The sequence below is a fragment of the Frigoribacterium sp. CFBP 8754 genome (assembly GCF_014841815.1).
Classification (GTDB): domain Bacteria; phylum Actinomycetota; class Actinomycetes; order Actinomycetales; family Microbacteriaceae; genus Frigoribacterium; species Frigoribacterium endophyticum.
Genome location: NZ_JACYUO010000002.1, coordinates 553015 through 574376, shown reverse-complemented (window position 1 = coordinate 574376; position 21362 = coordinate 553015). Strand labels below are relative to the sequence as shown.

Here is a 21362-nt window from a genome sequence, read left to right as displayed (position 1 = left end):
GGGTTGCGTACGATGGCGGCATGAAACGAGCCTTCCAGTCGATCGACCCGCCCGCTCGCCTGCTGATGGGCCCCGGCCCGATCACCGCCGACCCGCGCGTGCTGCGGGCGATGTCGGCGCAGCTGGTCGGCCAGTACGACCCGTGGATGACCGCGACCATGGACGAGACCCAGGCCCTCTACCGCCAGGTCTTCCAGACCGGCAACGAGCAGACCGTGCTCGTCGACGGCACCTCCCGGGCCGGCATCGAGGCGGCCCTCGTCTCGCTGATCGAGCCGGGCGACCGGGTGCTCGTGCCCGTGTTCGGTCGCTTCGGCCACCTGCTCGTCGAGATCGCCGGGCGGTGCGGCGCCGAGGTGCACACGATCGAGGTGCCCTGGGGCCAGGTCTTCACCGCCGAGGCGATCGAGCGGGCGATCGTCGAGACGCGCCCCGCGCTGCTCGCGGTCGTGCACGGTGACACCTCGACGACCATCGCCCAGCCGCTCGAGGGGCTCGGCGAGGTCTGCGCCCGCCACGGCGTCCTCTTCTACACCGACGTCACGGCCTCGATCGCGGGCAACGCCTTCGACGCCGACGCGCTCGGCCTCGACGCCGTCACCGCCGGGCTGCAGAAGTGCCTCGGCGGGCCCTCCGGCTCGGCCCCGGCCACCTTCTCCGACCGGGCCGTCGAGCGCATCCGGGCCCGCGCCTCCGTCGAGGCCGGCATCCGCAGCGCGGGCGACCCGACCAGCGAGCGGCGCATCGCGTCGAACTACTTCGACCTCGCGATGATCTTCGACTACTGGGGCCCGCAGCGGCTCAACCACCACACCGAGGCCACGACGATGCTCTACGGCGCCCGCGAGTGCGCCCGGCTCGTCGTCGACGAGGGGCTCGACGCCGCCGTCGAGCGGCACCGCCTGCACGGCGCGGCGATGCTCGCCGGGGTGCGTGGGCTCGGCCTCGGCGTCTTCGGCGACGTCGAGCACAAGATGAACAACGTCGTCGCCGTCGAGATCCCCGACGGGGTCGACGGCGACGCGGTCCGCGGGCAGCTGCTCGCCGACTTCGGCCTCGAGATCGGCACGAGCTTCGGGCCGCTGCACGGCAAGGTCTGGCGCATCGGCACGATGGGCTACAACGCCCGTCGCGACACCGTGCTGACGACGCTCTCGGCGCTCGAGTCGGTGCTGCGCCGGGCGGGCGCCCGGGTCGCGACGGGCGGCGGGGTCGACGCCGCCTACGACGTGTACGCCGACGCCGACCGGGTCGCGGCCCTGGCCGCGGCGACGGCCGGAGGCGCGGAGCAGGCGGGAGGCGCGGCGTGAGCCCCGCAGGCACGCCCGGCTCCGACGCGCAGACGATCCTCGACCGGTGCGACGAGCTCGCCCGGGAGAGCAGCGCGGCCCACGGCATCACGCGCGTCTACCTCAGCCCGGAGCACGCCCGGGTCAACGCGATCGCCGCCGGCTGGATGGAGGCCGCGGGCATGACGACCTGGCAGGACGCCGCGGGCAACCAGCGCGGCCGATACGAGGCCGGGACGCCGGGCGCACCCGCGGTGCTGCTCGGCTCGCACCTCGACACGGTGCCCGACGCCGGCCGCTACGACGGCGTCCTCGGCGTGCTGCTCGCGATCGCCGTCGTCGAGCGCCTGCACCGCGAGGGCACCCGCCTGCCGGTCGCGGTCGAGGTCGCGGCGTTCGGCGACGAGGAGGGCACGCGCTTCGGCACGGCCCTGCTCGGCTCCCGCGCGCTCGCCGGCACCTGGGACGACGCGTGGTGGCAGCTCGTCGACGACCAGGGCACCGCGCTGCGCGACGCGTTCACCGCCTTCGGGCTCGACCCCGCGGCCGTGGCCGACGCCGCGCCTCCCCGGGGGTCGCTCGTCGGCTACCTCGAGGCGCACATCGAGCAGGGCCCCTACCTCGAGGAGGCCGACCGGGCCCTCGCCGTCGTCTCGTCGATCGCCGGGGCACGACGCTTCGAGCTCACCGTCACGGGCGTCGCCGGGCACGCCGGGGGAGTCCCCTTCCATCGCCGGCACGACGCGCTCGCCGGCGCCAGCGAGATCGTGCTCGCGGTCGAGCGCCTCGCCCGCGACGCGGGTTGCGTGGCGACGGTGGGCCGGCTGCAGGCGTTCCCGGGCGGGGTCAACGTCATCCCCGGCCTGGTCGAGGCCAGCGTCGACCTGCGGGGCGAGCACGACGCCGAGCGGGACGCCGTGTGGGAGGCGGTGCTCGCCGAGGCCGCGGAGGTCGCCGAGCGCCGCGGCCTCACCGTCGAGGCGCGCGAGACGCACAGCGCCCCCGCCGTGGTCGCCTCGCCCGCCCTCCGCGACGTCGTGCGCGAGGGCATCGCGGCGACGGGCGACGCCGACCCGATGACCCTGTTCTCGAAGGCCGGCCACGACGCGATGGCCGTCGCCGAGCTCACCGACTGGGCGATGCTCTTCGTCCGCTGCGGGGCCGGCGGCATCAGCCACCACCCCGACGAGATCGTCGGCCTCGCCGACGTGGCGGTCGCGCTCGACGCGTTCGAGGCCGCGGTGCGCGCCCTGGCGGCCCGGACGGCGGAGGCGGCGTGAGCGCGAGCGCGGACGCGGTCGCCGAGCCGGCGGGTCCCGTGCCGACCGGCGCTCCGGCCGCCCCGGCCGAGGGCGGCATCCGCGACCGGATCGACTCCGGCTACGGAGCCCTCAGCCCGCAGGAGCAGCGCGCCGCCGACTTCATCCTCGACCACCTCGACGACCTGGCGGTCGTCACGGCGACCGAGATCGCCGAGCAGAGCGGGGTGTCGAAGGCGACGGTGTCGCGGCTGTTCCGCCGTCTCGGGTTCACCGACGCCCAGGAGGTGCGCGAGCAGGCCCGCGCCGCGCGCGGCCGGGGCGTCCCCGTCGGGCCGACCACCGCCTCCGGCGACCTCGCCCCCCACGCGGCCTCCGAGCAGCGCAACCTGCAGCGGATGCTCGACGGCCTCGCCGACGGCCGCCTCGCCGACGCCGCCCGCCTGGTGGCCGACGCCCAGCGCGTCGTGGTCGTCGGGTTCCGCAACAGCTACCCCGTCGCGATGCACCTGCGACAGCAGCTCGTGCAGGTGCGCGACGACGTGCGCCTCGCCCCGCAGCCGGGCCAGTCGGTCGGGGAGGAGCTCGTGGGGCTGAGCCCGCGCGACGTCGTCGTGCTCGTCGGGTTCCGGCGACGGCCGGCCGGGTTCTCGGGCGTCGTCCGTTCGCTGGCCGAGCGCGGCGTGCCCGTCGTGCTCGTCGGCGACGCGTCGGCCCGCGCGGCGGAGGTCGCCGTGCGCCTCGAGTGCCCGGTCGACAGCCCCTCGCCGTTCGACAGCTACGCGGCGGCGATGAGCCTCGTGGCGCTCTTCGCGGCGGCCGTGCTGGCCGAGCACCCGCGCACCGGCCGCACCCGCGTCGGCGACGTCACCGGGCTCTACGCCGACCTGGCCGAGCTGGAGCAGCGGGCCGGCACGGAGGGCGCCGGCGCCTGAGCCCCGCCGGGCGTCCCCGCCGGGGCGTCCTCGCCGGTGCGGCGGGTCGCCGTCCTCGTGGGCGGGTCGCCGCCGACCCGCCCACGAGGGCACCGACCCGCCGACTCGACGAACGAGCGCGCCCACGAGGACACGGACCCGCCGACTCGACGCTGAGGCGAGGCGGCTCGGTCGGGGCGTCTCAGGCGGGGCGCCTCAGGCGGTGCGGGTCAGCGCCGCGAGCACCTCGGCCATGACCTCGCCCGGGCCGACCTCGCCGGTGGCGGGGGCGTCGAACGCCGAGCCGAGCGCGACGTCGATGAGCAGCCGGGCGAGCGTGTCGGACGACAGCCCGGTCACCTGTCGCGCCTGGCCCTGCAGCACGACGTCGACGAGACCGCGCAGCGTGTCGAGCACCGCCCGCCGCCGGTCGACGAAGGCCGCCATCACGGCCTCGTCGGCGAGGGCCTGAGCGCGGAACTCGCTCATCAGGGTGAAGTCGTCGGCCGTGACCTGCGCGTAGGGCGCGAAGGCGTCGCGCACGGCGGCGGGGAGGTCGGAGAGCGGCGTGCCCGGCAGCATCATGTGCTCGAGGGCGCCGAGGGCCCCCTCGGTCTCCTGCGTCAGGAGGGTGATGACGAGGTCCGACTTCGACTCGAAGTTGGAGTAGACCGCCCCCTTGCTGAAGCCCGCGGCCTTCGCGACGTCGTCGAGGGTGGTCGCGTGGACGCCGCGCTGCGAGAAGAGGGTCGAGGCCGCCTGGAGCAGCCGTTCGCGCACCTCGGCGCGGGGCGGTCGTGAGGTCCGCTCTCGTTCCGTGGTCGCCATGACCGCCACCCTAGCGGGCTCCGGCGCCCCGTCGGGCACGCGCCGGGGTGACCCCCGGAAGGGGGGTCACCGGGGTGCATACCGGAGAGTATCGGGGGCGCTACCATCGAGGTACCTGACGCACCCGAGACGCCAGGCCTGGTGCACCCGGAGCACCAGAGAGCGACGCGAGCGCGCGGCGCGGCACACCCCGACCTGCCCGAACAGGTCGCCCGTCGCGCGCTCGAGTCAGCACCCGTGCGGGCACCCGCGTCGCCACCGGCGCGCTGACAGCACCCCAGCGTTCCCGCTGGTGCGCCCCGCCTCAGGGGCGGGTCAGCAACCGGGCCGGAGGCGCGGCGTCGGTCACGCGCACGCCCCCCACCCAGGTCGCGGCGACGAGCCCGACGAGCTCCGCGCCGTCGAAGGCCGAGACCGGGTTGCGGTGCGCGAGCGCCGTCACGTCGACGGTGAAGGGCTCCTCCGGCGCGAAGGCGACCAGGTCGGCCGCGGCCCCCACCGCGATGCGGCCCTTGGCCGGGGACGCCCCGGAGCCGCGGCCGAGCCCGACGAGGTCGGCCGTGCCGCTGCTCATCCAGCCGAGCACGCGCTCGAGCGGGACGCCGCGCGCCCGCGCCCCCGACCAGACGGCCCGGAAGCTCAGCTCGAGACCGGCGATGCCGCCCCAGGCGAGGCCGAAGTCGCCGTCGCCCGCGAACTTCAGCTCGGGCGTCGACGGCGAGTGGTCGGACGCGACGACGTCGATCGTGCCGTCGACGAGGGCGGCCCAGAGCAGCTCGCGGTTCGCCTCGTCACGGATGGGCGGGCAGCACTTGAACTGCGTGGCGCCGTCGGCGATCGAGCCGGCGTCGAAGGTGAGGTAGTGCGGGCAGGTCTCGACCGTGAGCCTCAGGCCCTCGGCCTTGGCCGCGCGGATGGTGTCGAGCGCGCCCGCCGACGAGAGGTGCAGCACGTGCGCGCGGCCGCCGGTCTCGCGCAGGGCCTCGACGACGTGCTCGATCGCGGTGGTCTCGACCACCTCGGGGCGGGAGCGCACGAAGTCGTCGTACACCGCGCCTCCGGCGGGCCCCTCGGGCAGACCGGCCGCGGCGGCGTCGAGCTCGCCCGGGTCCTCCGCGTGGACGATCAGCAGGCCGTCGAAGGCCGCGAGCTCGCGGGCCGCCGCGTGCAGCTGCTCGGTCGTGAGGTGCGGGAACTCGTCGACGCCCGAGGGCGACAGGAAGGCCTTGAATCCGAAGACGCCGGCGTCGTGGAGGGCCCGGAGGTCGCCCGTTCCCAGGTTGCCCGGCACGGCGCCGCCCCAGAAGCCGACGTCGACGACGGACTGCGGCGCCGCGGCCGCGCGCTTGAGCTGGAGGGCGGCGACGGTCGTGGTCGGCGGGACGCTGTTCAGCGGCATGTCGACGATCGTCGTGACGCCGCCGGCGGCAGCGGCCCGGGTGGCGGAGGCGAAGCCCTCCCACTCGGTGCGGCCCGGCTCGTTGACGTGCACGTGGCTGTCGACCACCCCGGGCATCAGCACCTGGTCGGCCGGCAGCGTGACGTCGGGGCCGCCCGGGCGCGCGGCGACGGCGTCGAGCGACCCGATCGCGACCACCACCCCGTCGCGGACGTGCACCGACGCGGCCCGCCAGGCGCCGTCGACGAGCACGCGCTCGGCCCGCACGACGAGGTCCCCGACGAGGTCCCCGGCGAGGTCGTCGGCGACCGCGTCAGCCACGGGGCGCCCCCTCGGCCCCGGCGGCGACCGCCTCGGCCGCCTTCACCCGCTCGCGCATCAGGTGCCCGGTCAGCGCGACGAGCAGCGTCAGGCCCCCGGCCGCGCCCATGCCGACGCCGATGTGCACCTGCAGCAGCAGGGCCCCGACGCCCGCGCCGACGAGGATCATCAGCACCGCGAGCACGCGCCGCGGGAAGTTCTTGCCGTCGCCGCCGGCGAGCTTCGACTCCGACGCGAGCCCGACGATGGTCGAGGTGACGACGACGGTGGTCACGTCGGCCACCGCGATCTTGCGGGCGGCCGCGGCCTGGAGCCCCATGGCCGCGCCGAGCAGGCCGGTGATCGTGTAGGCCCAGGGCGACCCCTCCTCGGGCAGCACCCAGAAGCACGAGAGGCCGAGCACGAAGAGCACGCCGCCGGTGACCGAGAAGGCGACCGTGCTGCGGCCCGACCAGCCCTTCCGGCTGCCGCGCAGCAGCCGCCCGCCGCCCGCCGCGCCGACGAGGAACGCCACGAGGGCGACCACGGGGCCGACGATCGGCAGCCCGTCGGCCTGGGCGATCGCCATGCCGAGGATGACCACGTTGCCGGTCATGTTCGCCGTGAAGACGCGGTCGAGGCCGAGGTAGCCGACGGCGTCGATGATGCCGGTGGTGAAGGTCAGCGCGAGCATCATCACGAGGTGCGTGCGGGCCTGGTCACGGCGGAGGCGCGTGACCGGGTTCCGGCTGGCGCGCTCGGGGGCGGGGGGTGCGGCGGTGTCGGTCACGGCGGTCCTTTCGTGGGGCGGTACGAGTCTGGCAGCCCCGCGGCGGGGCCCGGGCGAGCCCGGCTCAGCACCGCGAGCCCGACGCAGCACCGCGGGGCGGGCCGGCTCACCCGGCGCGGTGGGAGTGGGCCCAGCCCCCGTCGCCGAGCACCCACTCCTCGCGACGGCTCGCGGTGTCGGGCGCGCTCGACCAGGCGGTCACGCGGGTGGGGCGCACGACGAAGCCGGCCCAGGTCGGGGGCGGTTCGAGACCCGTGCCTCCCGCGGTGGCGACCCGCGCCTCCCTCTCGGCCTCGGCCGCGGCCCAGCGGGCGCGCCGCTCGGCGAGCGGCAGCGCGGCGAAGTCGTGGGTGTTGAGCCAGGCGAGCTGCTGCAGGTAGGGCGAGCGGGCGGCGTACGCCGCGGCCACGGCCGGGGGGTCGGCGGGCTCGGCCCGGCCCCGCACCACGAGCTGGTGCGTGAAGCCGGGCCAGAGCGCCGTGACGGCGACCAGCGGGTTCGCCCGGATCTGGGCGACCTTGCGGCTGGTCGCGTCGGTGTGGAACGACAGCCCGTCGCGGGCCACCGACGAGAGCAGCACGGTGCGGGCGTCGGGGCCCCCGTCGGCGTCGACCGTCGACAGGGTCACCTGGGGGCGGTCGGGGTCGTCGTCGGGCGGCAGCCACGCCTCGAGCACGGCCCAGGCCTCGTCGGGCAGCCTCACGCGGCGGGCCCGCCCGGCGGCCGGTGCCGGAAGCGCGCGATCTCGGCGAGCTGGGCCACCCCGTTCCGCACCGCCGTGGCGTGCAGCTCGGCGCCCCAGGCGGCGTTCGCCCCGCTGGCGTCGCCGACCACGCCGTCCGGCCCGAAGTCGTCGCTCGTCCAGCCGAAGTGCACCGGGCCGCCGTTGAAGCGCACGTACTCGGTGTCGAGCAGGTGGTCGGGGATCCACCGCCGGGCCTGGCCCATGTCGACGAGGTCGGGCCGGAGGTGCAGGATCATCGACGTCTCGCTGTGCCCGCCGTGCACGCCGAAGCCGTGCTCGTCGGGCCCGTTCACGCCGTCGCCCGCCACCATGCCGGTGCCCATCAGGAAGGTGCGGAGACCGAAGCGCCGCCGCAGCTCGCGGAGGGCCACCTGCAGCAGCGCGATGTTGCCGCCGTGCCCGTTGTAGAAGACGAGGGTCCGGGCGGGCGTGGCCGCGACCGAGCGGCCGATGTCGACGACGGTCCGCAGCAGGGTCTCGGCCGTGAGCCAGACCGTGCCCGGGGCCCAGTGGTGCTCGTCCGACTTCGTGTAGGCGAGCGGGGGCAGCAGCCAGACGTCCTGCCCGCCGGCCGCCGCCTCCTCGACGACCGCCCGGCTGATCAGGTCGGCCATCAGCCAGTCGGTGGCGAGCGGCAGGTGCGGGCCGTGGTGCTCGATCGCGCCGGTGGGCAGCACCACGATGCTGTCCTCGCCGAGCGCGGCCGACAGGGCCGGCCCGCTCAGCTCGACGAGGTCGCGCGAGCGCGAGCGGACGCGGGGCCGGGGCCGCAGGTCGCTCACGAGACCTTCGCCCCGGTGTCGACGCCGACCGCTCCCGGCGCCCCGTGGCCGCCCTTCACGCCCGGGTCGGGCCCGCCGACCGTCGCGGGGTCGACGAGCTTGCCGGGGTTGAGCAGCCCCTCGGGGTCCGTCGTCGCGGCCAGGGCGCGGGTGCGCTCGGGCTCGAAGTCCACGTACCACTGGTGGGGGTTGTGGTAGCCGACGCCGAGGGCACGGAGCTTCGCGAAGCCCGCGTACACCTCGGCGGCCGAGCGGTAGACGCCGGCGAGCATGCCGATCGGCCGCCCGTGCTGCGACTCGATGTGCAGCATGCCGCCCTCGTAGACCGCGTGCACCTCGTCGATGCGGTCGACCAGCGCGTCGCCCGAGACCTCGACGTGGAAGTACGTGTCGGGGTACGCCTTCTGCAGCCACTCGATCGGGTGGTTGTACGACATCATGCTGATCTTCATGGCGGTCTGGGGGCCCTCCCGCACGTCCTCGACGCGGCCCCCCGCCTCCTCGACCATCCGGGTGGCCTCCTCGACGGTGGCGGCGTCGAGGATGGCGCGCAGGCTGACGCGCCCGGCGGGGATGCCCGGGTCGTCGGGCAGCGCGTCGGCGAGCGTCGGCAGGTCGGCGCTGACGAGACGGGGCGTCGGCTCGAGGGCCGCGAACGGCCGGATCAGCGACAGGGCCTGCTCGAAGTGGTCGAAGCTCGCGAAGAACCCGCGCCAGTCCTGCAGCGGCTCGAGCGCGACGGTCGCCCGGGCGATGACGCCGGCCGTGCCGTAGTTGTGGACGTACGGCTGCGCGTCGTCGCCCTCCACGTGCACGAGCCGGGCGTCGGGCACGGCGTGCACGACGTCGAGCGCCGTGACGAAGCCGGAGCTGTTCGAGCCGTGCTTGATCGACCCGGTGCCGCCGGAGCCGCCGGCGAGGAAGCCGCCGATGGTGGACTGCGCGGTCGACGGGTACATCAGGATCTGCTGCCCGGTCTTCGCGGCGGCCTGCTCGAGGGCGACCATCGTCGCGCCGGCCTCGGCGGTGATCCAGCCGACCCCCACCTCGACGACGGCGCGCGCCCGGGTCAGGTCGAGCACGAGGCCGCCGGCCATCGGGATCGCCTGGCCGTAGTTGCCGGTGCCCTTGCCGCGGGGCGTGACGGGCACGCCGTGCCGCACGGCGGCCGCGACGACCGCCGCGACCTGCTCGGCGTCGGCGGGGTAGGCGACGAGGTCGGCGAGGCCGAGGGGCAGCTGCTCGCTGATCACCGGCGAGAGGCGCGAGCCGTCGAGGCTCGCCCTCTCACGGGCGGCGAGCTCGACCGAGACCCCGCGGTCGCCGAGCAGCTCGCGCAGCTCGGCCTCGAGGGCGGCGGTGGCGGAGGCGGTGGTGCCTGTGCCGGTGGTGCCGCCGGCACCGGTGGCGGTCCGCGTGTCGGGCACGGCTCAGAACCCCAGGCTGATCGAGTCGTCGAGGAACTCGTTCGTGTAGAGGTCGCTCGGGGCGAGGCCCTCCTTCAGCGTCGAGCCCTGCGCCTCGAAGATCTCGGTGTCGAGGTCGATGATCTTCTGCATCCGCTCCTCGTCCATGTCGCCGACGTAGCCGTTGTCGCCGTCGGTCGCGATGCCGAGCGCCTTCATCTGCTTCACGGCGTACGCGGCGACGTCGGCGTCGTAGACCCAGCCGGTGTCGTACTGCTCGACCAGGTCGACGATCTTCTCGTTCGTGGCCTCGGGCGAGGCGAAGTAGTCGACGTCGGCCTGCTGCAGCACCGGCACGAGCTTCTCCAGGCAGGGGCTGAGCTCCTCGAGGTCGCCCGTCTTGACGGCCATGGCCTCGGGGTAGATCGGGTAGCCGGTGTCGTTGATCAGCTGGTACTCGAGCGGCTTGCCCCAGGCCGAGACCTGGTTCTCGTAGACGAACGGCTCGGCCGTGGCGAAGCCCTGCTGGGCGTCCTTCCCCTGCGACACGACGAACTTCGACGGGGTGCCGTCGTAGCTGCCGTCGGTGACGCCCTCGGGGAGGATGTCGTTGCCGATCAGGTAGTCCATGTAGGCGGCGCCGGAGAAGTACCGCACGACGCCGTCGTCCTTCGCCAGCTCCTCCCCGAGCTCCTCGATCGTCGTCACGTCGGGGTAGGTCTCCGGGTCCCACATGATCATCTGCGGCGAGATGTCGTTCTCGGCGAAGACCGCCGTGGTCGGCAGGTCGGCCGAGTTCTGCACGGCGACGTCGGTGGTGACGTAGCCCATGGTGATGTCGTCGTCCTGGTACATCTGCGAGGTGACGGTGTTGAAGCCGATCGCCGGGCCGCCGGCCCGGATCTCCACCTTGACGCCGGTCGGCTGGCCGCCGGCCATGAGGTCGCTCGTCACCGTCTTCTGGTCGGCGTCGACGGTGTAGTCGTCGCTGAGCAGCTGGTACGCGTGGCCGTGCTCGGCCTCCGGGTTCCAGTCGGTCTGGATCACGACGGTCGCGGGGCAGACGCCCGAGAGGTCGACGCCCGAGCCGCTCGCGGCGGCCTGGGGCGCGGCGTCGTCGGAGGGCCCGGCGGAGCAGGCCGAGAGGGCGGCGGCCGTCACGACGACGAGTCCGAGGGCCGTGAGGGTGCGGGAGGTGCGGGGCATGGGGTTCTCCTGTCAGGGGGTGGAGCAGGGGAGCGGGCAGAGCGGTGCTGTGCTGTGGGCGGAACGGTGAGGGGAGGTGTGGGAGGGGACGTGCGGAGGGGAAGAGAGAGGGAGGCAGGGGGAGCGCCGGAGGCGCGGGTCGACCGGGCGGTCCGCCGCGGTCGTGTCGGTGGCCGGCTAGTTCGCCGTGAACCACTTGCCCGTCGCGACCCGGCCGAGCCAGCCGAACGCGACGAAGACCACGACGCCGAGGACGCTCGCGACGACGATCGCGGCGAACATCTCGGCGCCGTTGAGCCGCTGGTTCATCACCGAGATCAGGACGCCGAGGCCGCCGTCGCCGCGCTGGAAGAACTGGTCGGCGACGATCGCGCCGATCACCGAGAGCCCGGCCGAGTTGCGGAGGCCGATGAAGATCGACGGCAGCGCGGCGGGGAACCGCAGCTTGGTCAGCAGGGTGAGGCGCGAGGCGCCCTGCAGCTGGAAGAGCTCGCGCTGGCCCTTGTCGACCGACTGCAGGCCGAACAGGGTGTTCGACACCATCGGGAAGAGGGCGAACATGACCGTGACGATGATGCGCGACGGCATCTCGTAGCCGAAGAGCGACCCGATCAGCGGCACGAGCGCCAGGATCGGGATGCACTGCAGCACGACCGCGTACGGGAAGAGCGCGCTCTCGATCCAGCGCGCCTGCACCATGAGCACCGCCCAGGCGACCCCGATCACGATGGCGATCGCCAGGCCGATCACCGCGATCAGCGTCGTGTTGCCGAGCGCCTCGAGCAGGTCGGGGCGGAAGTCGGCGTCGAGCAGGACGGCGTTGAGCACGAGGTGCGGGTACGGCACCAGGAAGGGCAGCCCGCGCACCTGGTCGTAGTACAGCGCGATCAGGTAGCCGACGCCGATCAGCGCCACGAAGACGACGATCGGCAGCACGACGTCGCGCGTCCGCGCCGCGCGGGGCGTCAGGGCCCGGCGCGGGGCGCGGGGGCCGGTCAGCCGGGGCTGCGCGGCGGGCGCCGTGCTCGGCTCGGCGGGGGAGACCCGGGTGTCGATCGCCATCAGCGGTGCCCTTCTCGGAGTGCGTGCGAGACCTCGCCGACCAGCTCGGCGAACTCGGGGGTGAAGCGCAGGTCGGGGTCGCGGGGCATCGGGAACGGCACGTCGAACTCGCCGACGATGCCGCCGGGCCGGCCCGACATGACGATGACGCGCGTGGAGAGGTAGACGGCCTCGGAGACCGAGTGCGTGATGAAGAGGCCGGCGAACGACTTCTCGACGAAGAGCCGCAGCAGCTCGTCGTTGAGGCGCTCGCGGGTGATCTCGTCGAGGGCGCCGAACGGCTCGTCGAAGAGGAACAGCTCGGGGTCGAGGGTCAGCGACCGGGCGAGCGAGGCGCGCATCTTCATGCCGCCCGAGAGCTCCTTCGGCAGCGACGTCTCGAAGCCCGACAGGCCGACGAGGTCGATGGCCTCGGCGGCGGCGCGGCGCCGGTCGGCCTTCGAGGCCCCGTTCAGCTCGGCGAGCAGCTCGACGTTGTCGCGGACGTTCCGCCACGGCAGCAGGGTCGCGTCCTGGAAGACGTAGCCGATGCGGTCGGTGTCGACCTCGGCCCGCCCCGCCGAGGCGCTCTCCAGGCCGGAGGCGATCCGGAGCAGGGTCGACTTGCCGCAGCCCGAGGGGCCGACGACCGTGACGAACTCGCCGCGGTCGACGGTGAGGTCGACGCCCTCGAGCGCGACCGTGCCGTTCGGGAACCGCATGGCGACGTCGCGGAAGTCGAGCAGCGTGCCGACGGTCGTCGGCGCCGGGGCGCTCGGGCGGGGGGTGGCGGTGGTGGTCATGCGGGTCACCTGGTCTCCGTGAGGGTGCGGTCGGTGGGGGCGGCGCTCCGGGCGCGCTCGGCGGCGGGGGCGGCGACGTGCCGCGTGACGACGCTCTCGGCGACGACGCGGCCGGCGTGCAGCACGGTGCGGTCGGCGGGCGCCGAGGCCACGGCCTCCGCCAGCGAGGAGGCGCGGATCGCCAGCAGGTCCGCCCGCGCCCCCGCCACGGCTCCGGCCACGGGCAGGCCCATGACCGACCGCGCCCCGTCGCTCACCGCGTGCCAGGCCTCGTCGATCGTCAGGTGGCCGGCGACGACGAGCAGCATCGCCGTCTCGAGGGCGTCGCTCCGGCCGAGGGGGTTGAAGGGGTCGCGCACGTTGTCGGCGCCGGCCGCCAGCCGCACCCCGGCGTCGAGCAGCTCGCGCACGGCGGTGAGGCCGCGGGGCGTGGCGACCGGCGACTCCCACCCCTGCAGGTAGAGGTTCGTGATCGGGTTCGCGATCACGCCGACGTCGGCACGGCGGACCGCCTCGACCACCTCGTCGCGCTGGGCGGCGGGCATGCTGCCGAGGCGCACGCAGTGGCCGGCCGAGACCGGCGTCGTCCAGTCCTCCACGCGGCGCGCGAGGGCGAGCAGGGTGTCGGGCCCGTGCAGGCTCTCGTCGGTGTGCAGGTCGACGCCGACGCCGCGGCGCTCGGCGATGTCGAGCAGGCGGTGCAGGTCGCGCTCGGGCTCGCGGGAGAGGTGCGGGGCGCCGCCGACGAGGTCGACGCCGAGGTCGAGGACGGCCTCGACGTCGCGGTCGGGGCTGTCCTGCGAGGCGAGGGCGACGATCTCGACGTCGACGAGGTCGCGCAGCTCGTCGCGCACCCGCACCAGCGCCTCCGCCCCGCGCGTCGCCTCGGTGCCGAGCAGCACGTCGACGTGGGTGCGCACCGCGGTGGTGCCCTGGGCCAGCATCGCGAGCAGCTGGCGGCGGGCGCGGTCGGCCACGTCGTCGACGGTCATCGTCGCGGCGTGCACGCGCCAGGAGGCGATGGCGAGCTCGAGGTCGCCCATCGGGGGCCGGATGGCGTCCCAGGAGAGGGCCTTGTCGAGGTGGGCGTGCGGCTCGGCGGGGGCGGTGAGCAGCAGGTGGCCGGCGAGGTCGAGGGTCTCGGCCTCGGGGGCCCGTGCCGCCGTGCCCGCCGGGAGGACCGCCTCCACCGTGTCGCCGGCCAGGACGACGTCGACCACCGAGCCGTCGGGCAGGGTGGCCGCGGTCAGCAGCGAGATCGGGCGGGGGAGTCGGCTCACGGGTCGTCCTCGGGTCTGTCGGCCGGTGGCCCCTCGGGTGGGAGGGCCGGACGGTGCAGGGTGCAGAATGTTGATCGCATCAACATGGTTCAATCTAAGGACGGCTCGTTTCGGGCACGTGACGCGGCCGTTTCGCCGTGTTAATTGCGGGCCGGGCCGTCCGACCGCCGTGGTAGACCTCGTCTGTCCACCCGATCCAGGAGGCTCCCGTCACGTCCCTCGACGACCTCGACACCGTGGCCCCCGCCGCCGAGTCGGCAGCGACCCCGGCGCCGGCATCGGCCCCGGGGCCCGCCGCGGTGACCGCCGCGCCCGCCGCGCCCGCCGCACCCGCCGCGGTGCCCGCCGCGCCCGCCGCCGCGCCCGTCGACCCGCAGGCGCTCGCCGTGGGCTCGCGCATCCGGCGGCTGCGCCGGGCCCGGGGCCTCACCCTCGTGCAGCTCGCCGGCGAGGCCGAGCTGTCGCACCCCTTCCTCAGCCAGCTCGAGCGCGGGCTCGCCCGGCCGAGCCTGGTCTCGCTCGAGCGCATCGCGCGGGCGCTCGGCACGAGCCAGGTCGAGATCCTCGCCGCGGCCGACGACGACCGCCCCGGCGACCAGCCCGGCGTCGTGCACGTCGCCGCGGCCGAGGGCTCGACCGGGCGCTACGGCCAGGCCTCGGCGCGGCTGCTGACGCACGGCGACCGTGCCTTCCACCCGATGGAGATGACCGGCTACAACCGCGACCCGGGCGACTTCTTCGAGCACGCGGAGGACGAGTTCGTCCACGTGCTCGCCGGTCGCCTGCGCGTGGAGCTCGGCGACGAGGGCGTGCACGTGCTCGGCCCCGGCGACTCCCTCTACTACGTCGGGGGCACCGCCCACCGCTGGGCCGCCGTCGACGACGACGGCTACCGCCTGTTCGTCGTCAAGCAGAGACCGGAGACCCTGTGACCGCCCCCACCCGACTGCCCGACACCGCCCTCGACGTCGTCGTGACGGCCCGCACCCGCTCCGCCGACCGGGTCGAGCTCTTCGAGTTCGCCGCGCCCGACGGCCGCCCCCTGCCGCGCTGGCAGCCCGGGGCCCACGTCGACGTGGCCCTGCCCGGCGGCGAGGTGCGGCAGTACTCGCTCTGCGGCGACCCCGACGCGCCCACCTGGCGGGTCGGCGTGCTGCGCGAGACGGACGGACGAGGAGGCTCGGCCTGGCTGCACGACTCCCTGGCCGTCGGCGACGCGGTGCGGCTGGCCGGGCCCCGCAACCACTTCGAGTTCGAGCCCCGTCGCGGCACCTCGTACGTGTTCGTCGCGGGCGGCATCGGCGTCACGCCGATCTCGGCGATGGCGCGCGCGGCGGCGCGTGCGGGCGTCGAGTACGTGATCCACTACGCCGGCCGCAGCCGCGCCTCCCTCGCCCTGCTCGACGAGCTGGCCGAGCTGCACGGCGACCGGCTGCACGTGCACGCCGCCGACGAGGGCGACCGGCTCGACGTCGACGCCCTGTTCGCCGGGATGGCCGCGTTCACGACGACCTACTGCTGCGGGCCCGAGCGGCTGGTCTCGGCCGTCGAGGCGGCCGGTGCCGGGCGGCAGGTCGTCGTCGAGCGCTTCGAGCCGAAGGAGGTCGGCGAGCCGGTGCGGCACGAGTCGTTCGAGGTCGAGCTCGCCGCCTCGGGCCTGACGGTCACGGTGCCGCCCGACCGCTCGGTGCTCGACGTCGTCGAGGAGGCCGGCGTGCTGGTGCTGTCGAGCTGCCGCGAGGGCACCTGCGGCACCTGCGAGACGCCCGTGCTCGAGGGCGAGGTGGACCACCGCGACTCGATCCTGACGCCCGACGAGCAGGCCGCCGGCGACCGCATGTTCCCCTGCGTCTCGCGGGCCGCCTGCCCCCGGCTGGTCCTCGACCTGTAGCGCCCGCGCGCCCCGCCTCCCGCCCCGGCTTGCCTCGCGCCTCCCGCCCCGCGCCTCCCGTCCCGACTCGACCCGCGCCTCCCCTCGCGCCCGCAAATGCCGACCAGGCGTCCGGCACGCGTGGCTCAGCTCCTGCAGATGCCGACCGATCGGGCCCCAGAGAGGCTCTGGTGGCGGGTATTCCATGCGCCAGAGGCGCCTCGGTCGGCAATTGCGGGTGGGGGAGTCGCGTCGGACGGGCGCAGGTCGGGTTCTGCAGTCAGGGTGGCCAGGGGCCAGGGGCCAGGGGCCAGGGGCCAGGGGCCAGGGGCCAGCGGTCAGGGCGGCCGGTGGCCGGCTAGCGGCCGACGCGCTCGCGGAGGGCCGCGACCAGCTCGCGCTCGTCGGCCCCGAGGAGGCGCCCGTCACGCACCACAGGGCGGCCCGCCACGAGCACGTGGCGCGGACGCCGCCCCGGGCTCGCCCAGAGCAGCCCCGCGACCGGGTCGGCGACCCCGGCGTCCGCGACCCCCGAGACGTCCCAGAGGCAGAGGTCGGCGGCGGCACCGGGCCGGAGGTGGCCGAGCTCGGGGCGGCCCAGCCCGGCGGCCGAGCCGGAGGTGGCGAGCCCGAGCGCGTCCCGGGCCGTCAGCGTCAGCGTCGGCGACGAGGCAGCGCCCGCAGCGCCCGCCGCGCCCCCGGCGCCCGCCGGCCGCGGCGCCAGCGGCGCGACCTGCATCGCGAGCCGCGCGTCCGCCAGCAGGTGCCCCGCGTCGTTGCTCCCGCCGCCGCTCGTGCCGAGCCCGACGACCACCCCCGCCGCGCGCAGCGCCGCGACCGGCGCCACGCCCCAGCCCATCGGCAGGTCGCACCCCGGGGCGTGCGTCGCGGTGACCCCGGCCGCCGCCAGCCGCACCACCTCGCCCGCGTCGACCGCGCAGAGGTGGGCGATCGTGACGTCGTCGGCGAGCCAGCCCCACTCGTCGAGCAGGTCGAGCGGGCGACGCCCCCAGCGCTCGAGGGCGATCGCGACGTCGACCTGCTCGTTCGCCTGCGTGCGCCTCCTCAGCCCGTGGCGGGCCGCGACCTCGGCCAGCAGCTCGAAGGTCTCGCGCCCGTCGCTGTGCACGCCGGCCGGCCCGACGGCGAGCTGGAGCATCCCGTCGGCGCTCACCCCGCCCCGCGGCACCGGCCCCTCCGCCCCGAGCAGCCCCTGCACGATCGCCTCGGCCGACGCCGCGGCGCGCTGCGGGTCGTCGCGCGCCGAGCCCCTCACGAAGACGAGGCGCCCGCCGAGCCCCCGGGCCGTCTCCGCGATGCTCCGGGCGATCGCGACGGTGTCGGCCACGGCGGCGTCGGCCGTGGCCCCGCTGAGGGCGGCCCTGCCGGGGGCGCCCCCGCCGAGGCCGGGCGCGGCGGGCCAGTTGAGCTGGTGGTCCGCGACGGTCGTCACGCCCGCGAGCAGCCCCTCGGCGACCCCGACGGCCGTGGTCGCCGCGACGAGCGACGGGTCGATCACGGCCGAGCCGTACGCCGCGGCCATCGCGGGCAGCCACTCGGCCATCGGCACGTGGCGCGTGCCGGGCAGCGTGCGGAAGCCGCTCTGCAGCAGGTGGTGGTGCGCGTTGACGAGCCCCGGCGTGACGACGCACCCGCCGGCGTCGAGGACGTCGTGCCCGCCGCGCAGCGCGTCCTCGCCCGGGGGCGCCACCACGACGCCGTCCCGCACCCAGAGGCTGTCGGCGGTCTCGGTCGACTCGTCGACGACGACGCGCACGGCGCCGCGGACCTCGAGGAGGCGGCCGGGCAGCAGGGAGGTCGGCAGGGGCGTCGTGGGCATGCGAGATTCCTAGCAGCGCCGTGTGTCGGGCGCGTTTCCGCCCCGTGCGAACAGGGGGAGTCGCCCCCACGCTCCGCAGATAGGCTCGCCCGCATGAGCGACCAGACCCCCGACCGCATCCTCATGTTCGGCGCCGACTGGTGCCGCGACTGCCGCCGCTCGAAGGCGCTGCTCGACCGCGAGGGCGTGGAGTACGACTACGTCGACGTCGAGGCCGTGGAGGACGGCGCCGACCGGGCGTACGCGATCAGCGGTCGCACGCAGATCCCGGTCGTGGTCTTCCCCGACGGCAGCCACCTCGTCGAGCCCACCGACCCCGAGCTCGCCGCGAAGCTCTAGGCGCAGGCAGTAGGCGCGGGCCCAGGCGCAGCCGCAGGCAGGAGGCGGGCGCCCTGGCCCCCGGGTCGCGGGCGGAGCTACCCGCGGCCGCCGATCCGCTGCCGCCGGTCGGCGACGACGCCCTTGACCGCCTCGTCGAGGTGCGGGTGGGTGAACTCGTAGCCACCCTCGACCAGGCGCTCCGGCAGCACCCACCGGCTCTTCAGCACGAGCTCCGTCTCCGTGCGCAGCACGGCCGTGCCGAGCTCGAGCATCCACCGCGTCGCCGGCAGGCCGACGGGCATCCCCACCGCGCGGCGGACGATGCCCATCATCGTGCGGTTGTCGGTCGGGTTCGGCGACGAGAGGTTCACGACCCCGTCGACCTCCTCGTGCTCGCGCAGCCACTCGATGCTGCCGAGCACGTCGTCGACGTGGATCCAGCTGAACTTCTGGCGCCCGCCGCCGGCGCCCTCGCGGTGGTGCGTGCCGGCCGCGAGCCGCGCCCGCGTCGCGGGCCACGGGCCGTCGAGCTGCGGCCCGCCGAGGCCGGCGCGGGCCAGCCCCATCAGCGGCACCAGCGCACTGCCGTCGCCGAGCACGATCGCCATCCGCAGCGCGACCCGACGCGTCGCGGGCAGGTCGGGCGCGAAGAACTCGCGCTCCCAGGCCGTCGCCACGTCGACCGAGAAGCCGGTGCCGACCTGCCCGGTCGACTCGGTCATCGGGCGGTCCTCGGCGTGGCGGTAGATCGTCGCGGTCGACGAGTTGAACCAGACCGCGGGAGGCGCGGTGCACGCGAGCACCGCCTCCGCCAGCTCCCGCGTGGTCTCGACCCTCGACCGGAGGATCTCGGCGCGGTTCTCGGGCCCGTAGCGGCAGTCGACGCTCTTGCCGGCCAGGTTCACGAGCACGTCGGCGCCCTCGAGCAGGGCCGTGATGCCCGCGGTGTCGCCCCAGCTCGCGTCGGAGCCGGAGCGCCCGACGGTGCTCACGCGGGCGCCGCGCGCGCGGTACGCGGCGGCGAGGTGCTGGCCGATGAAGCCGGAGGCCCCGGCGAGGACGACGTGCTCGGTCATGGTGTTGTTCCCCCTGGGTGGCGGTCGGCCGCCGCGGCGCGGGGCTCGATCCGGTAGTCGAAGTGTCCGGAGTACTCGTAGATCCGCCCGACGACCGGGGCGTCGAGCGTCAGTGAGACGCGCTGGCGCCCGGCCGCCGGGTCGAAGGCCTCGTGCAGCGTCACGCGCGGCGAGACCGCCCGGGGCAGCGGGAGGTGCCGGCGACCGACGCGCAGGGCGAGCGCCCCCGACGTGAGCACGAGCCCGCCGTCGACGACGGCCACGGCGAGGTCGGCCGACCAGCGGCGTCGCGTGCCCAGATGGTCGACGAGGCCGCCCGGCCCCGCGGTGATCGCGTCGACCATGCTCCGGTGCGAGTCGGGGTCGTCCGAGAACGCGAACGTGCGCACCGCGCCCACCACGACGTCGCCGGCGGGGTCGACGCCGGGGGTGTTCACGACGCCGAAGGGCACGTCGTGCTGCCAGACGGGGAAGAGCACGCCCTGCCGGCCGAGCACGGCGAGCGCCGGCCAGAGCCAGCGCCGCGGGGTGCCCACGCGGTCGAGGACGCCGTGGCCGACGCCGACCGAGCCGGCCGGGATCGCCGCGAAGTACGGGCGGAGTCGCGGGTGCAGCCCGTCGAGCAGGTCACCGGCCACGGACTCCCACGGCGACGGGGGCGGGGTGGTCGGGGCGACGGACACGTGCCGAGCCTAGGGGCACGGCGTGGGTAGCCTCGGCGCATGGAGACCACCGTGCACCCCCTCGTGACCGCGGCCGAGCTGGAGCGCGAGCTCCGGGGCCCGCGTGCCCCGCGACTCCTCGACGTCCGGTGGCGGCTCGACCGCCCCGACGGCCGCGACGACCACCGCGCCGGGCACCTGCCGGGGGCGGTCTACGTCGACCTCGACTCGGAGCTCGCGGGCCACGGGGCCGCCATCGACGGGCGGCACCCTCTGCCCGGCACGGCCGACCTGCAGGCGTCGGCGCGACGGTGGGGGCTCGGCCGGGGCGACGCCGTCGTCGTCTACGACGACCTGGGCGGGCTCTCCGCGGCGCGGGCCTGGTGGCTGCTGCGCGTCTCGGGGGTGGCCGACGTGCGCCTGCTCGACGGCGGGCTGGCGGCCTGGCGCACCGCGGGCCTGCCCGTGGAGCAGGGCGAGGTGACGCCCGTGCCCGGCGACGTGGTGCTCGAGCCGATCGGGGCGGGGCGCGACGGCCTCGGCGTCGTCGACACGGAGGAGGCCGGGGAGTGGCCGGAGCACGGCGCGCTCGTCGACAGCCGCGCCGCCGAGCGCTTCCGCGGCGACGTCGAGCCGGTCGACCCGCGGGCGGGCCACGTGCCCGGCGCGCTGAGCGTGCCGACGGCCGGCAACCTCGGGCCCGACGGGACGTTCCTCGAGCCGGCGGCCCTCGCGGAGCGCTACCGGGAGGCGGGCGTCGACCTCGAGGGCGACGTGGCCGTGTACTGCGGCTCGGGCGTGACCGCGGCGCACGCGGCCCTGGCGCTCACCCTGGCGGGGGCCCGCCCGGCGCTCTGGCCGGGGTCGTGGAGCGCCTGGTCGTCCGACCCGGCGCGGCCCGTGGCGGTCGGCGACCCGAGCGACGTCCCTGACGACCGACGCCTATGACGACCGACGCCCCTGACGACCGAGGGCGCTGACATCGAGGCGCGTCGCGCCGTTTGACATGCGACATTTCAGCTGTCACACTGGATCCATCAGCGCGGCCGCCGGTGAGCCTCCTCCCCCCTCGGAGGCCCGGCGGCCGCGCTGACCTGCTGTGCCGGCTGACCTGCTGTGCCGGCTGACCTGCTGTGCCGGCTGACCCGCTGCTAGTCGGCGACGATGACGGCGATGGCGCGCTTCAGGGCCTCGCGGTCGGCGCGCAGCTGCGCGACCTCGGCCTCGAGCTCGCTGATGCGGTCGCTCGTCGCGGCGCTGCCCGAGCCCGGGGGGCGGCCCCGGCGGGGCGCGGCGACGGCGGCGGCCTCCTCGAGGCTCTCGTCGGCCTCGGCGGCCTCCGCCGCGACCTCGGGCTCGACGGGCGCCGGGGCGTTGGCCTTCTCGTGGGCCCGGATCCAGCCGCGCAGCGACTGCTCGCCGACCTCGAACTCCTCGGCCGTCTCGCGGATGATCGAGCGGTTGCCCGGCTCGGCCTCTCGCCGCTCCAGCACTCGGGCGAGCGACTTCTCGCGGGTCTCGTCGGTGTACTTCTGCTCGAAGGGCATGGGG

Annotated in this window: 21 protein-coding genes; 7 read left to right on the top strand and 14 right to left on the bottom strand. The window is 75.6% G+C overall.

Annotated features, from left to right (window positions below):
* Nucleotides 1–20 precede the first annotated feature (20 nt).
* Genes IFT72_RS09125 through IFT72_RS09115 form a run of 3 tightly spaced genes read left to right on the top strand, consistent with a single transcriptional unit; the run spans nucleotide 21 to nucleotide 3483 of the window.
* A complete protein-coding gene (locus tag IFT72_RS09125; protein WP_244634316.1) occupies nucleotides 21–1310 on the top strand; it encodes an alanine--glyoxylate aminotransferase family protein in 1290 nt (429 codons plus the stop codon).
* A complete protein-coding gene (locus IFT72_RS09120) occupies nucleotides 1307–2569 on the top strand; it encodes an allantoate amidohydrolase (protein ID WP_192046200.1) in 1263 nt (420 codons plus the stop codon). The genes IFT72_RS09125 and IFT72_RS09120 overlap by 4 nt, the downstream gene beginning before the upstream one ends.
* Nucleotides 2566–3483, top strand: coding sequence for a MurR/RpiR family transcriptional regulator (locus tag IFT72_RS09115; protein WP_197981443.1), 918 nt, complete (start codon nucleotides 2566–2568; stop codon nucleotides 3481–3483). The genes IFT72_RS09120 and IFT72_RS09115 overlap by 4 nt, the downstream gene beginning before the upstream one ends.
* Before the next feature lie 195 nt (nucleotides 3484–3678).
* On the opposite strand, the gene IFT72_RS09110 is transcribed toward IFT72_RS09115, so the two are convergent.
* From IFT72_RS09110 to IFT72_RS09065, 10 genes are all read right to left on the bottom strand, one after another.
* The gene (locus IFT72_RS09110; protein WP_082514564.1) at nucleotides 3679–4290 is read right to left on the bottom strand and encodes a TetR/AcrR family transcriptional regulator; all 612 of its coding nucleotides are present in this window, start codon (nucleotides 4288–4290) and stop codon (nucleotides 3679–3681) included.
* Nucleotides 4291–4594: 304 nt separating this feature from the next.
* A complete protein-coding gene (allB, locus tag IFT72_RS09105; RefSeq protein WP_371741232.1) occupies nucleotides 4595–6010 on the bottom strand; it encodes an allantoinase AllB in 1416 nt (471 codons plus the stop codon).
* Nucleotides 6003–6779 carry a YoaK family protein gene (locus tag IFT72_RS09100; RefSeq protein WP_371741231.1) on the bottom strand — a complete coding sequence of 259 codons (777 nt, stop codon included), beginning with the start codon at nucleotides 6777–6779 and terminating at the stop codon, nucleotides 6003–6005. The genes allB and IFT72_RS09100 overlap by 8 nt, the downstream gene beginning before the upstream one ends.
* Before the next feature lie 106 nt (nucleotides 6780–6885).
* Complete coding sequence (locus IFT72_RS09095; protein WP_192046199.1) at nucleotides 6886–7482, bottom strand: pyridoxamine 5'-phosphate oxidase family protein; 597 nt, start codon at nucleotides 7480–7482, stop codon at nucleotides 6886–6888.
* Nucleotides 7479–8306, bottom strand: a complete 828-nt coding sequence (locus IFT72_RS09090; RefSeq protein WP_371741230.1) for a creatininase family protein — start codon at nucleotides 8304–8306, stop codon at nucleotides 7479–7481. Before IFT72_RS09090 ends, IFT72_RS09095 begins: the two co-directional genes overlap by 4 nt.
* On the bottom strand, nucleotides 8303–9733 hold the full coding sequence (locus IFT72_RS09085) for an FAD-binding protein (RefSeq protein WP_192046198.1): 1431 nt from the start codon (nucleotides 9731–9733) through the stop codon (nucleotides 8303–8305). The genes IFT72_RS09090 and IFT72_RS09085 overlap by 4 nt, the downstream gene beginning before the upstream one ends.
* A 3-nt stretch (nucleotides 9734–9736) precedes the next feature.
* Nucleotides 9737–10918, bottom strand: a complete 1182-nt coding sequence (locus IFT72_RS09080; RefSeq protein WP_185233542.1) for an ABC transporter substrate-binding protein — start codon at nucleotides 10916–10918, stop codon at nucleotides 9737–9739.
* A gap of 177 nt (nucleotides 10919–11095) precedes the next feature.
* Nucleotides 11096–11980 carry an ABC transporter permease gene (locus IFT72_RS16000; RefSeq protein ID WP_056056848.1) on the bottom strand — a complete coding sequence of 295 codons (885 nt, stop codon included), beginning with the start codon at nucleotides 11978–11980 and terminating at the stop codon, nucleotides 11096–11098.
* Nucleotides 11980–12762, bottom strand: coding sequence for an ABC transporter ATP-binding protein (locus IFT72_RS09070; RefSeq protein ID WP_167260018.1), 783 nt, complete (start codon nucleotides 12760–12762; stop codon nucleotides 11980–11982). The genes IFT72_RS16000 and IFT72_RS09070 overlap by 1 nt, the downstream gene beginning before the upstream one ends.
* A gap of 5 nt (nucleotides 12763–12767) precedes the next feature.
* Entirely contained in the window at nucleotides 12768–14042 is a 1275-nt protein-coding gene (locus tag IFT72_RS09065; RefSeq protein ID WP_192046197.1) for an amidohydrolase family protein, read from the bottom strand.
* Nucleotides 14043–14341: 299 nt separating this feature from the next.
* Here IFT72_RS09065 and IFT72_RS16625 point away from each other — a divergent pair, with 299 nt between their 5' ends.
* Together IFT72_RS16625 and IFT72_RS09055 are read left to right on the top strand one after the other, a co-directional pair.
* Nucleotides 14342–14974, top strand: coding sequence for a helix-turn-helix domain-containing protein (locus tag IFT72_RS16625; RefSeq protein ID WP_371741228.1), 633 nt, complete (start codon nucleotides 14342–14344; stop codon nucleotides 14972–14974).
* Complete coding sequence (locus tag IFT72_RS09055) at nucleotides 14971–15933, top strand: PDR/VanB family oxidoreductase (RefSeq protein ID WP_082514562.1); 963 nt, start codon at nucleotides 14971–14973, stop codon at nucleotides 15931–15933. Before IFT72_RS16625 ends, IFT72_RS09055 begins: the two co-directional genes overlap by 4 nt.
* Nucleotides 15934–16270: 337 nt before the next feature.
* Here IFT72_RS09055 and IFT72_RS09050 read toward each other — a convergent pair whose 3' ends face one another.
* Nucleotides 16271–17752: an amidohydrolase family protein gene (locus tag IFT72_RS09050; protein WP_192046196.1), complete on the bottom strand. Its 1482-nt coding sequence runs from the start codon at nucleotides 17750–17752 to the stop codon at nucleotides 16271–16273.
* Nucleotides 17753–17845: 93 nt separating this feature from the next.
* Between IFT72_RS09050 and IFT72_RS09045 the strand changes: the two genes are divergently transcribed.
* Nucleotides 17846–18091 (top strand): glutaredoxin domain-containing protein, encoded by a 246-nt coding sequence (locus IFT72_RS09045; protein ID WP_056056842.1) that lies wholly within the window; start codon nucleotides 17846–17848, stop codon nucleotides 18089–18091.
* Nucleotides 18092–18168: 77 nt separating this feature from the next.
* On the opposite strand, the gene IFT72_RS09040 is transcribed toward IFT72_RS09045, so the two are convergent.
* Complete coding sequence (locus tag IFT72_RS09040; protein ID WP_192046195.1) at nucleotides 18169–19149, bottom strand: epimerase; 981 nt, start codon at nucleotides 19147–19149, stop codon at nucleotides 18169–18171.
* Nucleotides 19146–19832, bottom strand: a complete 687-nt coding sequence (locus tag IFT72_RS09035) for a DUF4166 domain-containing protein (RefSeq protein ID WP_371741226.1) — start codon at nucleotides 19830–19832, stop codon at nucleotides 19146–19148. The genes IFT72_RS09040 and IFT72_RS09035 overlap by 4 nt, the downstream gene beginning before the upstream one ends.
* Nucleotides 19833–19871: 39 nt before the next feature.
* On the opposite strand from IFT72_RS09035, the gene IFT72_RS09030 reads away from it, so the two are divergent.
* The gene (locus tag IFT72_RS09030) at nucleotides 19872–20759 is read left to right on the top strand and encodes a sulfurtransferase (protein WP_192046194.1); all 888 of its coding nucleotides are present in this window, start codon (nucleotides 19872–19874) and stop codon (nucleotides 20757–20759) included.
* 203 nt (nucleotides 20760–20962) lie between these two features.
* On the opposite strand, the gene IFT72_RS09025 is transcribed toward IFT72_RS09030, so the two are convergent.
* The gene (locus tag IFT72_RS09025; protein ID WP_056056834.1) at nucleotides 20963–21358 is read right to left on the bottom strand and encodes a hypothetical protein; all 396 of its coding nucleotides are present in this window, start codon (nucleotides 21356–21358) and stop codon (nucleotides 20963–20965) included.
* Nucleotides 21359–21362 lie beyond the last annotated feature (4 nt).

Bases quoted from the DNA above. Each gene is read 5' to 3' on its own strand.
- IFT72_RS09125 (WP_244634316.1), top strand. From the start codon at position 21: ATGAAACGAGCCTTCCAGTCGATCGACCCGCCCGCTCGCCTGCTGATG.
- IFT72_RS09110 (WP_082514564.1), bottom strand. From the start codon at position 4,290: ATGGCGACCACGGAACGAGAGCGGACCTCACGACCGCCCCGCGCCGAG.
- IFT72_RS09080 (WP_185233542.1), bottom strand. From the start codon at position 10,918: ATGCCCCGCACCTCCCGCACCCTCACGGCCCTCGGACTCGTCGTCGTG.
- IFT72_RS16000 (WP_056056848.1), bottom strand. From the start codon at position 11,980: ATGGCGATCGACACCCGGGTCTCCCCCGCCGAGCCGAGCACGGCGCCC.
- IFT72_RS09070 (WP_167260018.1), bottom strand. From the start codon at position 12,762: ATGACCACCACCGCCACCCCCCGCCCGAGCGCCCCGGCGCCGACGACC.
- IFT72_RS09050 (WP_192046196.1), bottom strand. From the start codon at position 17,752: ATGCCCACGACGCCCCTGCCGACCTCCCTGCTGCCCGGCCGCCTCCTC.
- IFT72_RS09045 (WP_056056842.1), top strand. From the start codon at position 17,846: ATGAGCGACCAGACCCCCGACCGCATCCTCATGTTCGGCGCCGACTGG.
- IFT72_RS09040 (WP_192046195.1), bottom strand. From the start codon at position 19,149: ATGACCGAGCACGTCGTCCTCGCCGGGGCCTCCGGCTTCATCGGCCAG.
- IFT72_RS09030 (WP_192046194.1), top strand. From the start codon at position 19,872: ATGGAGACCACCGTGCACCCCCTCGTGACCGCGGCCGAGCTGGAGCGC.
- IFT72_RS09025 (WP_056056834.1), bottom strand. From the start codon at position 21,358: ATGCCCTTCGAGCAGAAGTACACCGACGAGACCCGCGAGAAGTCGCTC.